The sequence below is a fragment of the Paenibacillus paeoniae genome, assembly GCF_003388735.1.
Classification (GTDB): domain Bacteria; phylum Bacillota; class Bacilli; order Paenibacillales; family Paenibacillaceae; genus Pristimantibacillus; species Pristimantibacillus paeoniae.
In genome coordinates this window covers 219,673-232,679 of the sequence record NZ_QUBQ01000004.1, presented here as the reverse complement: position 1 = coordinate 232,679, position 13,007 = coordinate 219,673, and the positions used below count along the sequence as shown (strand labels likewise).

Here is a 13,007-nt window from a genome sequence, read left to right as displayed (position 1 = left end):
ATGTATGGAACTTTTCGCTTGCGCGGTATGAGGAAGCGGCGCTGGCCAAGTGGAAGAGCTTCGCAGAGAAGCAACTGCAGATGCCGGAAGAGATCATTGTGTTGGACAGCATCATCTTTCAATTTCAGATATATATCTTTCTCCTGGCCTGGGCATCGTACCGGCAGCTTCGGCAGTTTATTGGCCGAATATACACTATGATCGAAGGCTTGAGTCCAGCGCTTGTCTATTATTATCGGGAACAGGTTGAGGACACTGTTCAATACATGGAGAAGCATCGAGGCATCGCTTTTATGGAAGGAATATGGTCTAGAGACCGTTACAATCCTGATTATGAGGACAAACATGCGGGTGCAGAGGGATACAAGGCTTTTCTAAGAGAACATGATCAATGGGCTGGCAGACTCTATGAGAGCTTCCCCTATAGGAAGCTGGGAGTGGACATTACCGAAGGCGCATGGGACCGATATCCCGGGGCGTTAAGTACCTTTTTGATTTTGGAGGAGAATCCTCATCTTCACTCTTTCGGGTTCAATGCCGATGGGTGTTATGTAAGCGCTAACTTAAAGCGAGAAATCATCATTGAAGGCGACAAAGCTCATTACGTCAAACGGACGCCATAACCATAGCTATGGCCATGGCCTCACATCGGGGGGAAAGCAGATTATGAAATGGGCGCACAGGCTGTCGAACAAGTCAATTCGCTTCAAGCTGCTGGTCGGGTTTCTTTTATTCGTCATTCCGCTCCAACTGCTGCTTATCTTCGATAACTACTATGCGATGACGGTTGTACGCGAGCAAGTGGCGAATTCTAACCGCAATCTGGCAGCCCTTTATATGGACCAGATCGATCGGAGTCTGGAGGAAGTAGATAAATATTTGCGAACGACGGTCGCTTTTGAAAGCGATTTAATTATGCTCGACTTACCGAAGGGGATCAACAGCGACAACTATTATTTGGCCAAAATCAACCTGTTCAACAAGCTGGAACGGGATATCAATACGTACAAGGAAATGGACTATCTGTTTGTCTATTCCTCTGTCAACAGGGAGCTGATCACGAATCATCCGCCAGGAGACACAATGGATCAGCTTAAAGAAATTCGCGAAGGCATGGCTGCGATGCTGCGGGAACGGGAGTCGTGGCCCAAGGGGGCGTTCGAGCTATGGTTTCCATACCAGCTTGGCGACGACTATTACATTAGCAAAATCCAGAAAATCGGCAACGTCTATATCGGAGCATGGGCGAAGGCCTCGAAGCTGATGAGTCCGCTTGGCCTGCTCGATATGGGGCCGGAAGGGAAATCATTGCTCGTAACGGACAACATGGAGCCGATGAATGGCGTCATGCCCCTGGATAACAGGGATGATTATCTGCAAGTCAGCACTCAGTCGGAGCAAGGACAATTTGCTCTGCTTATCCTCATTCCGTACAGCGTCATTCTGGAGCATCTGCCGTTTCTTCAGCGGATCTGGTATGTGGTCATCCTGGGTGCGCTCATTATTTTGCCGATCTTCTATATGTTCCTGCGGCAAAACATTCTCAATCCTATTAACCGGATCGTCACGGTCATGCGCAGGGTGCGCGACGGCAATCTAGATCAACGGGTCGAGCCTTATCCTGTTTCATCGGAATTTGAACTGATGAATGATGTGTTCAATAGCATGGTAGCACAGATCAAGGCGCTGAAGATCGATGTCTATGAAGAGAAGCTGCTCAGCCAGCAGGCGGAGCTGAAGCATCTCCAACTGCAGATTAATCCGCATTTTTTCCTGAATGCGCTGAATACGATTTATAATCTGGCTCAATTCCGCAATTATCAATTGATCCAGGATATGTCCGATTATTTAATCCAGTATATGAGATTTATGTTTCAGAACAACTTGAAGCTGGTGACGGTGGAGGACGAAATTGCTCACACCCGCAATTACTTGAACATTCAGGCCATGCGGTTCCAGGACGGCTTTACGTATGAGATACGAAGTGACGATGCATCGTTGATGCAGGCGCGTATTCCGCCGCTCATGATCCAGACGTTCGTAGAGAATACGATCAAGCACGCGATCACAATGGATGAACCGATCCATCTTCGTGTCGATGTCGAGGCCGACGATGATCAAGCGTCATTTCTTCGCATTGTTATCCGGGATACAGGGCAAGGCTTCTCGGAGGAGGCGCTGGGCAAGTGGCAGCAAGAGCCGGATGCGGAGCATCATGGCGACCGTCACATCGGCATCTGGAATGCCAGGCGACGACTCCGTCTTATCTATCAGGAGAAAGCCCGGTTGCAATTGTCCAATCATCCGGAGGGCGGAGCGAATGTAGAGATTCGGATTCCGCTCCAGTTCGAGATCAGCTCAGAGGAGGGATATGATGTATCAATTATTGATCGTTGATGATGAAATCCATGCGGTAAGGGCTGTCCAGAAGGGCGTGAACTGGGAAGAGCTGTCGATCTCCCGTATTCATGTGGCTCACAATATTAAGCAGGCCAAGGATATATTCGGTGAGCATGCCATCGACATTATGATTTGCGACATCGAGATGCCCCAAGGCAGCGGTATCGAGCTGCTGTCGTGGGTGAGGGAGCAGCATACGCAGACGGAGTCCATCTTCCTCACATGCCATTCCAACTTTGACTACGCAAAGGAAGCAATCCAGCTGGGAAGCCTGGATTATATGCTGAAGCCCGTCAAATTTCACGAGCTGCGGAACGTGGTGCAGAAGGGAGTTGAGAAGGTGGGCGAGAAGCGGGAGCTGCATGTGAGCAAGGTGGAGGGCCAGTACTACTCCATGCTCTGGCAGACGCATCGCCCCGTCTTAATGGAGCGCTTCTGGCATGACGTCATGGACCGACGTCAATCCTCCCATCCGGAGCGGATACGGGATGCCCTTCATAACCAAAGCCTTCCGATCAAGGAGACGGATTCCTTCCTGCCGGTCCTGATTTACGTTCAGCGTTGGGCGGAAAAGCTGAATCCGCGTGACGGAAAGCTCATGGAGTATGCGCTGCGGAATGCGGCGGACGATATTATATGGCGCGGCTGCGAGCACCGCCCGTTCGTACGCATGAGTGATGATTTATATGTAGCGATTCTGCCTGCGGATCAAGGGGAGAGTGGTTGGGAGCAGCAGTTAAAGCCGATCCTGGGGGACTATATTGCAGCCTGCAATCGTTACTTCCGCTGCGACATCTCTTGTTACGTCGGTGAGCGGGGGCTTCCGCATGAGATTGCTATACGCTATGACCGTCTGATTCGAATGAAGGACAATGTGCTGAACCGCAACAATGACGTCGTCTTCTGGAGCGAGGAGCTTGGGAACACGGAATCCATCGATGTCATTCGTATGAACGTCTGGCTGAAAATGCTGGAGAAAGGCGCCTACGATGCCATTCTTACCGAGTCGGCGCAATATTTGCAGTCGCTTCAGGAGTTGGGCTGTCTTAGAGCGGAGGTGCTGCAGCAGTTTCTCCAAAACTTCCTGCAAATGCTCTATCACTTCTATCAGTTCAAAGAATGGCAGGCCTATCAGGTGCTTGGGGAAGAAGTGTCGCTGGAGCGTCTGTCGCAGGCCGTCCGGTCGCTCACCGATTTGCGGATATGGGTGAGAAGCACGTTGACCCGAACGATCACTTATTCACGTCAAGCGCAGGACAATGAGACCGTTATGGATAAAGTGAAGTCCTTCATCTCGCAGCATGTCAGCCAGAGCATCTCTAGAGAGGATATCTCGAGGCATGTCCATCTGCATCCCGATTATCTGTCGCGGCTCTTCAAGAAAGAGACGGGACAGTCGCTTGTAGAATATATATTGGATGAGAAGATGGTGATTGCCAGAGAGCTGCTGTCCGGAACAGAACTGTCGGTCAGCGATGTCGCCTCATCAGTAGGCTACTCCAACTTCTCTTATTTCTCGAAGGTGTTCAAGAGCACCGTTCAGATGAATCCGAACGAGTACCGCAAGGCGGCCAGAGGGGCGGCTGGAAGGAAGACGTAGCATCGGCTTCATTGGGCCTTCTCCATCGGACAAGCTGTTCGTTTACTAGTCCCCCTCCCCATTCTGACAAGAAGTCAGAAAATTGCGATGAACAGGTCAGTATGTTGGCGGTTAGCGCTTACATGATCCTCTACAATAGGTGTTGTAGCCGGCATTACGATCATGTTCAAGAGGGAAGGAGGCTGGCCATGAAGGCTATGGCTAATGGGAGTACCCTGAAGAGAGCTATGAAATTTAAGATGCTGTACATCATGTTAATTCCCGGCATTGCCTATCTGTTGATTAACAACTATGTGCCTATGCTAGGGATGATCATCGCGTTCAAGGACATCAACTTTGCAAAGGGGATTCTCGGTAGCGACTGGGTGGGCTTCAAAAATTTCGAATACCTCTTCAAAACGGCAGATGCCTACATCATTACCCGCAATACGATTCTGTACAACCTTGTCTTTATTGTAGTGAATCTGGTGGTCGCGGTGGCGCTGGCGATTCTCTTGAACGAAATGAAGAATCGGTTTTTTTCACGCTTCTATCAAAGCGTCGTCTTGCTTCCGTATTTAATCTCGTCTGTTATTATCGGTTATCTCGTGTTCTCGCTGCTTAGCGCAGAGACGGGGCTGATGAACAAGACGATCTTGCCTTGGCTTGGCATCGATCCAGTCATGTGGTACAGCGAACCTGGATTTTGGCCTTACATTTTAACCTTTGTGAAAATATGGAGCACCGCAGGGTATCTATGTATTATCTACTTCGCGGCTGTCGTCGGTATTGATCAGGAGTATTATGAGGCGGCGACGCTCGACGGAGCGAATAAGTTCCAGCAAATTCTGAAAATTACGATTCCGTTAATTACCCCGGTCATTGTCATTATGACGCTTATGCAGATCGGACGTATCTTCTACTCGGACTTCGGCCTGTTCTATCAGGTCACCTTGGATTCGGGCGTGCTGTTGCCGACGACCAACGTCATTGACACCTATGTCTATCGTTCCTTGCTTCGCAATGGCGATATCGGCATGTCATCGGCTGCCGGACTCTACCAGTCCGTAGTTGGATTTATCATTATTCTTGCATCCAATTATGCAGTGAAAAAAATCAATCCGGATAATTCGTTGTTCTAAGGGGGGAGACAGAGACTATGCGCGCCAATCGATTGGAACAGACGGTTATTCATATCATTTTCTTTCTATTCGCTTGCATCTGCTTAATTCCGTTCGCCGTACTCATCTCCGCTTCCTTGACTAGCGAGAGCGCGATTATCCAGAACGGCTACTCCATCTGGCCTAGCGTGTTCAGCGCGGAGAGCTACCGCTTCTTGCTGAAGGAGCCCATGATGATTCTGAATGCATACGGCATCTCCATCTTCGTCACGGTACTCGGTACGGCGGTGAGCTTGATTATGATGACTTTGCTGGCGTATCCCATCTCCAGGAAGGATCTGCCGTTTCGCAACGTCATCGCATTCATTATCTTCTTTACAATGCTCTTCAACGGCGGGCTTGTACCAACGTATCTGATGTATACGAACGTCTTCGAGATCAAAAACACGTTAACGGCATATCTGGTGCCGGGACTTCTGGTCAGCGCGTTTTTCGTCATCCTGATCCGGACCTTCTTCACGATGAATATCCCGTCTGAGGTTATCGAATCGGCGAAGATCGATGGTGCGGGGGAGTTCCGTATCTTTTACGGTATCGTGCTTCCGTTATCGAAGCCTGTGCTGGGGGCCGTAGGCATCTTCCAAATTATCAACTATTGGAATGACTGGTTCAACGGCCTGATCTACATTACCGACAACAAGCTGCATAGCATTCAGGTCATGCTGAACACCATTTTGCTTAATTCGCAATACCTGATGACGAATGTTCAGGCGGCGGACAACATGGTTGAGGCTGGAGATATTCCGAGCCATGGCCTTAAGATGGCCATTGCGGTCATTGGCGTTATTCCGATCTTGATTACGTATCCTTTTTTCCAAAAGTACTTTGCAAAGGGGCTTACGGTTGGTGCGGTGAAGGGCTAGCACAGAATGGAAACAGCAATGCCATATGAACAGCCAAAAAGGGGAGGCTTTAAGGATATGTTCAAAAAAATGGGCACAACGGTACTGGCACTTACGATGACGGCAAGCTTGATGCTCGCAGGGTGCGGCAAGTCGAATGAGCCTGCGAACAACGGGCAGAGCGGAGCAGGTGAAGGCGGACTGCTGCCTTACGAAATTAATATGGTCTTCTACGGTCCGCCGCAGAAGGATCTGGACGAAATTGCAGCAGAAATGAGCAAGATTACGAAGGAAAAGATCAATGCGACCGTGAAGTTAGTTAGAATTGAACCCGCTGCGTGGGCGGAGCAATCCATTCTTATGCTGACGGGCAATGAGCAAGTTGACTTGATCGTAACCGGCGGAGGTGATTATTCCAGACAAGTGGCGCAGGGGCAGCTGGTCGCGCTGGATGACTTGCTCCAGAAGCATGGACAGGGCATTTCGAAGGCGTTCGAGCCGGATGTACTGGGCGCGTCGAAGGTAAACGGGCAGACCTATGCCATTCCAACCAACCGGGATTTTGCATCCCATCCGCTTGTTCTGATGCGTCAGGATATGCTGGATAAGTATAAACTCGACATTAGTAACATTAAGACCATTGATGATCTAGATCCCATCTTCAAAGTCATTCACGAGAATGAACCGAATGTCAATGTGCTGGGCAAAGCAAGCGCAGCCGCATCCATCGCGAACAGGCTGCTTGAGACTAGATGGGATGTACTTAGCGATTATATTGGCGTACTGCCCAATCTGGATGAGCTGAAGGTCGTTAATCTGTACGAGACGCCAGAGTATGCCGACATGCTGAACACAATCAGAAGATGGTATCTGGCAGGCTACATTCATAAGGATGCAGCCACAAGCAAAGAGACAGCGGTTGATTACATTAAGGCGAACATTGGATTCTCCGTTATTAATAAAGGAAAGCCTGGCGCGGTCGGTCAGACGGAAAACAGAGTCGACACGAAGCTGGCATCGGTGGATATCGGCTCACAAATTACGAGCACGACATCCATTACAAGCATTATGCTCGGTATTCCGACCAACTCGAAGGACACGGATCGGGCGATGATGTTCCTGAATCTGCTCTACTCCGATCCCGATCTGATCAACTTGATCAATTGGGGTATCGAAGGCAAGCATTACGTCAAGGTCGGTGACAGCTCGATCGACTTCCCGCCGGGCGTGGATGCATCCAATAGCGGCTTCAACCTTAGACAAGGCTGGATGTTCGGCAATCAGCTTCTTTCCTACACGTGGGCGACGGATGTGCCGAATCTGTGGCAAGAGATGGATAAGTACAATCGGGAAGCTAAGAAATCGATAGCAATGGGCTTCACCTACAATCCGATTCCGGTGAAGACGGAATTGGCAGCCATTACGAATGTTACCCGTCAATATGCCATGGGGCTGGAGACCGGCACGATTGATCCTGAGGCGAATCTGCCGAAGTTCATCGCCGCTCTGAAGGCTGCCGGCATTGACAAAGTTGTTGCAGAGAAGCAGAAGCAGCTGGACGAATGGGCCAAAAATAAATAATCGGGAGGCAATTCTATGAAGCTTTCAATCGGTGGATATTCTTTCAACAACACGTTTGTGGATGGCAAGATGGACATATTCGGTTATCTGGAGACGGTCAAGTATCGGTATGGTCTGGACACGGTCGATCTGTACAACGGTTTCTTCGTGGATAAGAGCAAGCCGATATGGAAGCTGGCTGACGAGGACTACATTGTGAAGATTCGCGAAGCGCTGGATGAGAAGGGAATGACTGTCGTCAACTTCGCCATTGATACAGCCTCGCTATGGGATAAGGACGAAGAGAAGCGTGAACTGCAATATCAGAACGCGCTGGAGCATCTGAAGGCGGCGAAAATATTGGGCGCCAAGACAGTGCGTATCGATACAGGCGGTTCGTATTCCAAGGAAGAGAATGGCGACTTCTACGAAATGAGCAATGAGCAATACGAGCATCTTGTGACGAGATACCAGGAGTACTGCAAGATTGGAGCTGACTATGGCTTCAAAGTTGGCCCGGAGAATCATATGGGACCGTCGCTTAACCCTCACTTCCTGAAGCAAATTGCCGAGGGCATAGATCATCCGAACTTTGGCGTCCTGCTGCATGTGGATCGTTGGAAGGTCGATGCTGAGCTGGGTGATGAGATTGTTGCTCCGTGGGCTTGCCATATTCATTTTGGCGGCAATACGTTGGCGCAGGAAGAACGTGCAACGGCCATTGCGAAAATGCTGGTTGATTCCGGCTTTAACGAATACTGGGCCGTTGAACATAACGCGCCGAAGAATCAGTACATTGAGGTAGAGTGGACGCTGTCCACGATGAAAAAAATATTAGGCAACGTACAATAGGAGGCGAAAGCAGCGTGAGCAAAATTAGAATCGGTATTGTAGGAGTAGGACTGATCGGCCAGACACACTTGAGCAATTACGCGAAGATTGAGGACGCTGAGGTTGTGGCAGTATGCGATATTAATGAACAAGCGGCACAAGCCGTCGCCAGCCAGTTCGGCATTCCGGATGTCTATACGGATTTCCGTGAGCTGCTTAAGCGTGATGATATCGATGCCATTGACGTCTGTCTGCATAACAACTTCCATGCCCCGGTGACGAACGAAGCACTGCTGGCAGGCAAGCATGTTTATTGCGAGAAGCCGATCGCAGGTACTTACTTTGACGGTGTGACCATGCTTGAGACAGCCAAAGCCAGCGGCCGGCTGCTTCATATCCAGCTCAATACGTTATATAAGAAAGAGACGAAAGCAGCGAAAGCCTTGATCGATGAGGGAAGCCTCGGCAAGCTGTATCATGCAAGATCAACCGGATTCCGCCGCAGAGGCCGTCCGTTCGTAGACGGCTATGGTACGAAGTTCTTCAATCGTAAGGAAACGGCAGCGGGCGGCGCGCTGCTTGATATGGGTGTCTATCATATCGCTCAAATCCTGTATCTGCTCGGCGTGCCGACGCTGAAGAGCGTCTCCGGCAAAGTATATCAGGAGATGGATATGGATGCAGCGAGACGGGATGAGTCGCAATTCGACGTAGAGGAGCTAGGCCTCGGCTTCGTCCGGTTCGAAGAGGGTGTGACGCTTGATCTGATTGAGGCGTGGTCGGTTCATATGGGCGGCTTCGAGGGTTCCAGCGTGCTGGGCAGCAAAGGTGGGGTTCGCCTGCCATCGTATTCCTCGATCTCGCAGACGAGCGCGCTAACCTTCCACACGACGGTAGCCGATATGGATCTCGACAGCACCATCAATCTGGACGATATGGATTTGCGTTGGGGCAGGCTGAAGCCGGACTATGACGCCTATGCCTCTTCGCAGCAGCACTGGATTGCCGCTATTCAAGGCAGAGTTCCGTTGCTGCCTACGGCGGAGATTGCGCTCCAGACGATGCTGATCAGCGAAGGCGTATACTTGTCGGATCAACTGGGACGTGAAGTAACGGCAGAGGAAATTATCGCACATTCGATTTCTACTAATGTCTTAGTATAAGGGATGAAGGGATTATGTCGGACCATACGATAAGCCGTAATATGCTGGGAATGCTGAAGGTATTCAACTTTGTACTCTATGGAGCCCTTGCGATCTATAGCACGTTCTTTGCGCTCTATCTCAAGGATATGGGGATTTCCAATGTGCAAATTGGACTACTGGTAGCGGGCGGTCCGCTCATCGGGCTGGTAGCGAATCCTTTCTGGGCGTATTGGGCGGATCGGCTGCGCAACAATAAGCGTATTCTCATTATTTGCTTAATCGGCAATTTCATCTGTATGCAGTTCGTTTTTATGACGGGGTCTTATACGTTAATTTATACGCTGATGCTGTTTTATTTCTTCTTCCAAAGTCCGCTGTTCACGCAGAGCAACAGTCTGATTCTCAATGTCATCGAAGGAACGAGCCGCAAGTTCGGCGAGTTCCGGGCATGGGGCTCGCTAGGCTGGGCGGTGATCGCGGTTGTGGCTGGGCCGATTATCGGCTGGCTGGGCATTAGCAAGCTATGGATTGTATTCGATATCATGCTGTTGTTCGCTATCTTCTTCACATTTTTGATGCCAAGCGGCAACGAAAGACCGTTGAAGGAGAAATTTTCGAACAAGGGATATCTCCAAGTATTTCGGAACAAGTACTTTCTGTTGTTCGTTTGCCTGGGTGTCCTAATCTCCATTCCCAATTCGATTAATATGACCTTCCTTGGTATCTATATTAAAGACCTGGGTGGTACGGATACGATTGTGGGATGGTCCGCCTTCGCTACGGCGATTTTGGAAGTACCTGTGTTCCTGCTATTGGATAAATATTTGAAGAAAAACTCTCGCACGATGCTGGGGTGGCTGGTCATCATTAGCGCAATTTTCTCGGTTCGCTGGCTGTTGATGTCCGTCGCAAGCTCGGCGATCCAGGTCATCTTTATCCAGTTGCTGCATTCCATCACATTCGGTGGATACTATTACATCGGAACGCAGCTTACGTCCCACCTGGTGCCTGCTGAATATCGTTCGAGCGGCCAGGCCGTGTACGGGTTGACATGGGGCGGTGTATCCGGGATCGTCGCCGGGGTTCTCGGGGGTTGGATGTTCGAAACCTTGGGTGCATCAGTATTGTACCGGATTTGCTTTGCCTTTACGTTATGCGGTGTGCTTGGATTCTTCCTGCTGCGGCAGTTCTTTCTTAGGGCAGGAAGTTCGGTCGGCGCGAACAGGCAAGAATCCATGTAAGGATAGAGAACAGGAGAGATTAGACAAAACCCGTAAGCGGGCGCTCCATCTGGAGCGCTCGCCTACGGGTTTTCGGTGTGTCCGGGTAGGCAGCATCGTTCATTCAGGGTACACTAGTAATCATTCAAGTATTGGAAAATCTAGTATTCGGTTATTGCCCTTGTATAGGAGGTTGAATTCATGATAAGTGGCTTACATGCAAGAGAGAAATTAAATGAAGCAGAGCTGGACGCAATTGGCCTGCTGGCCGATACATGCAACCGGCATGATCGGATTGAGCTGAAGCTCAACTGGAATATGCTGCGGGAGCGTTCGGGTTCAGAGACGAGTGATTTTCTCTACTATGAATCTGGACAGCTAGTCGGATTTCTGGGCGTTTATCAATTTCTGTCCACGGAAGTGGAGCTTAGCGGGATGGTGCATCCGAGTCATCGGCGCCAAGGCCTATTCGGGCAGATGGTTCAGGCTGCGAGAGAAGAATGCAAGCGGCGTAATGTGTCAAAGCTGGTTTTTATGTGCCAGCAGGGCTCGTCGTCTGCTAAGGCTGTTATGGATCGATGGACTATTCCTTACGGTTATTCGGAGTATTGGATGGGGCTATCGGATCCGCGCCCTCAGGAGGATCGTGAACAACTAGAATCCTTGAAGCTTCGGGAGTTTGATTCGGCCGACGAGTCTGCCATTGTAAGATTGAATGTAGAAGGTTTCGGACTATCGGAAGAAGATGCGACCAACCTGCTGGAGAAGCCGAATGGGCTGAGGACTAGCCGTGTCTATATGGCGGAAGTCCAAGGCGAGGAAGGTATTCGTCGAACGGTAGGGAAGATACATGTCCGCATCGTCAACGGCAGTGCGTTCATCTATGGATTTGTAGTAGCAGCTAATGAGCGTGGACGCGGGTATGGCAAGGCTATCCTAAAGCAGATCATTAAGGAGATTAGAGCTGAAGATCCGCAAGCGACTATTGCCCTTGAAGTGGCAGTGAAGAATGAACAGGCGCTCGGTCTGTATGAATCTACAGGATTCCGCATAAGCAAGGCAACAGATTATTATGAATGGACCGCTGTGACGAATTCGTAATAAGCATGCTGGTTGCAAGGTTGCGAATCGCAGCACGGCTTCAAAGATTAAGCTTTCTGTTGAATTGTTGGATTAAACCTAAGAATGCGCTCCGCAGTTTCCCATAGCTCCGGCATGAATTGCAGCACGGCTTCGGCTCTTTTTGCCATGGCAGACGAATCTGTCACGCCGAGATCATCGGTTAGCGCCAGAAGGGCGGGCAAATAAGTCTGCTGTAAGTGCGGCGCATCGGCAGCGAAAATCTGATGACATCTAGCGAAGGTCGCCGCAATCCAGAATATCGCTTCATGATGCTGCCCAGAGCGAATCAGATCACGGCTGCCGTCAATGGCGATGGGCCTCGAGAGATCTGAAATGTCGGTGCGGAAGAAGAAGGGTGTCCGCACTGCCTTAGCAGCGGCATCGAATGTACGGGCAAGCTCATTTAGATGATGCTCCACCTGAGAAGCCGAAAGATGGCTGCAACCGAGTAATTGTAGTAGCTGAGGGTATACCTCTTGAAGTCTGTACTCGTGGAGAACCTCACGAGCAGCGGCGTACCGCAGTCGGATGGTCGGATTGCGAAGCGCAGCGACAAGCAGAACGTGAGTGGCTACACCTGTAGGGAAAAGCCATGCCGTCAAGCGGTCATGCAGCGGTGCGTTGACATCGAGCGAGCTCAATCCACTCACGATTCGGTTGCGAGCGTTCTCGCAGCGCTGCTGCACCCACGCTATTTCATTGAATCTCGGACCTACTTCGGCTTGAAGGTTGCGCAATCGCCCGGTAGGATCGGCTAGGATTGTATCCCTGCGGAAGCTCCCTGCCAGATGATAGGAAGCGAGCACTTCTTCCGCCGAGTCGAGCTGATTCAAGGACAATAGGGTCACTTCGATAAGCGCGTCTTGAAATACTAGTTTGCCGGGCTTGACCGGCGGCTCGTCCTCTGCGGTAACTACTACGATATCGACATCGGAGCTGGTCGGAAGTTCAGCGTCATCCGGCATATCGATAGTCGAGCCGCTGAAATATGCGCCCCGAAACCATTCTTCAGGAGCGGCATGCGCCTGTACCCATTCAGCCGCTGCTTTGCGTGCATCCTTTACTTTCATGGGATGATTCTCCTTTGCAAGGATCCCCATTCTTCCGAGAAGAAGAATGGGGATGTC

At 50.3% G+C, this 13,007-nt stretch carries 11 protein-coding genes; 10 read left to right on the top strand and 1 reads right to left on the bottom strand.

What is annotated here, in order from left to right:
• Window positions 1-80: 80 nt before the first annotated feature.
• From DX130_RS19450 to DX130_RS19405, 10 genes are all read left to right on the top strand, one after another.
• On the top strand, window positions 81-623 hold the full coding sequence (locus DX130_RS19450) for a hypothetical protein (RefSeq protein WP_116048202.1): 543 nt from the start codon (window positions 81-83) through the stop codon (window positions 621-623).
• Window positions 624-666: 43 nt separating this feature from the next.
• Window positions 667-2,397 (top strand): sensor histidine kinase, encoded by a 1,731-nt coding sequence (locus DX130_RS19445; RefSeq protein WP_116048201.1) that lies wholly within the window; start codon window positions 667-669, stop codon window positions 2,395-2,397.
• Window positions 2,372-4,000 (top strand): response regulator, encoded by a 1,629-nt coding sequence (locus DX130_RS19440; RefSeq protein WP_116048199.1) that lies wholly within the window; start codon window positions 2,372-2,374, stop codon window positions 3,998-4,000. The genes DX130_RS19445 and DX130_RS19440 overlap by 26 nt, the downstream gene beginning before the upstream one ends.
• Before the next feature lie 197 nt (window positions 4,001-4,197).
• Entirely contained in the window at window positions 4,198-5,121 is a 924-nt protein-coding gene (locus DX130_RS19435; RefSeq protein ID WP_420818545.1) for an ABC transporter permease, read from the top strand.
• Between the two features lie 17 nt (window positions 5,122-5,138).
• On the top strand, window positions 5,139-6,023 hold the full coding sequence (locus tag DX130_RS19430; RefSeq protein WP_116048198.1) for a carbohydrate ABC transporter permease: 885 nt from the start codon (window positions 5,139-5,141) through the stop codon (window positions 6,021-6,023).
• A gap of 57 nt (window positions 6,024-6,080) precedes the next feature.
• Window positions 6,081-7,583: an ABC transporter substrate-binding protein gene (locus tag DX130_RS19425; RefSeq protein WP_116048196.1), complete on the top strand. Its 1,503-nt coding sequence runs from the start codon at window positions 6,081-6,083 to the stop codon at window positions 7,581-7,583.
• A 15-nt stretch (window positions 7,584-7,598) separates the two neighbouring features.
• On the top strand, window positions 7,599-8,414 hold the full coding sequence (locus DX130_RS19420; protein ID WP_116048194.1) for a sugar phosphate isomerase/epimerase family protein: 816 nt from the start codon (window positions 7,599-7,601) through the stop codon (window positions 8,412-8,414).
• Between the two features lie 14 nt (window positions 8,415-8,428).
• The gene (locus DX130_RS19415) at window positions 8,429-9,556 is read left to right on the top strand and encodes a Gfo/Idh/MocA family protein (protein ID WP_116048193.1); all 1,128 of its coding nucleotides are present in this window, start codon (window positions 8,429-8,431) and stop codon (window positions 9,554-9,556) included.
• Window positions 9,557-9,570: 14 nt separating this feature from the next.
• Window positions 9,571-10,779 carry an MFS transporter gene (locus DX130_RS19410; protein WP_116048190.1) on the top strand — a complete coding sequence of 403 codons (1,209 nt, stop codon included), beginning with the start codon at window positions 9,571-9,573 and terminating at the stop codon, window positions 10,777-10,779.
• 180 nt (window positions 10,780-10,959) lie between these two features.
• A complete protein-coding gene (locus tag DX130_RS19405; protein ID WP_116048189.1) occupies window positions 10,960-11,859 on the top strand; it encodes a GNAT family N-acetyltransferase in 900 nt (299 codons plus the stop codon).
• 47 nt (window positions 11,860-11,906) lie between these two features.
• Here DX130_RS19405 and DX130_RS19400 read toward each other — a convergent pair whose 3' ends face one another.
• Window positions 11,907-12,950: a hypothetical protein gene (locus tag DX130_RS19400; RefSeq protein WP_116048187.1), complete on the bottom strand. Its 1,044-nt coding sequence runs from the start codon at window positions 12,948-12,950 to the stop codon at window positions 11,907-11,909.
• Window positions 12,951-13,007 lie beyond the last annotated feature (57 nt).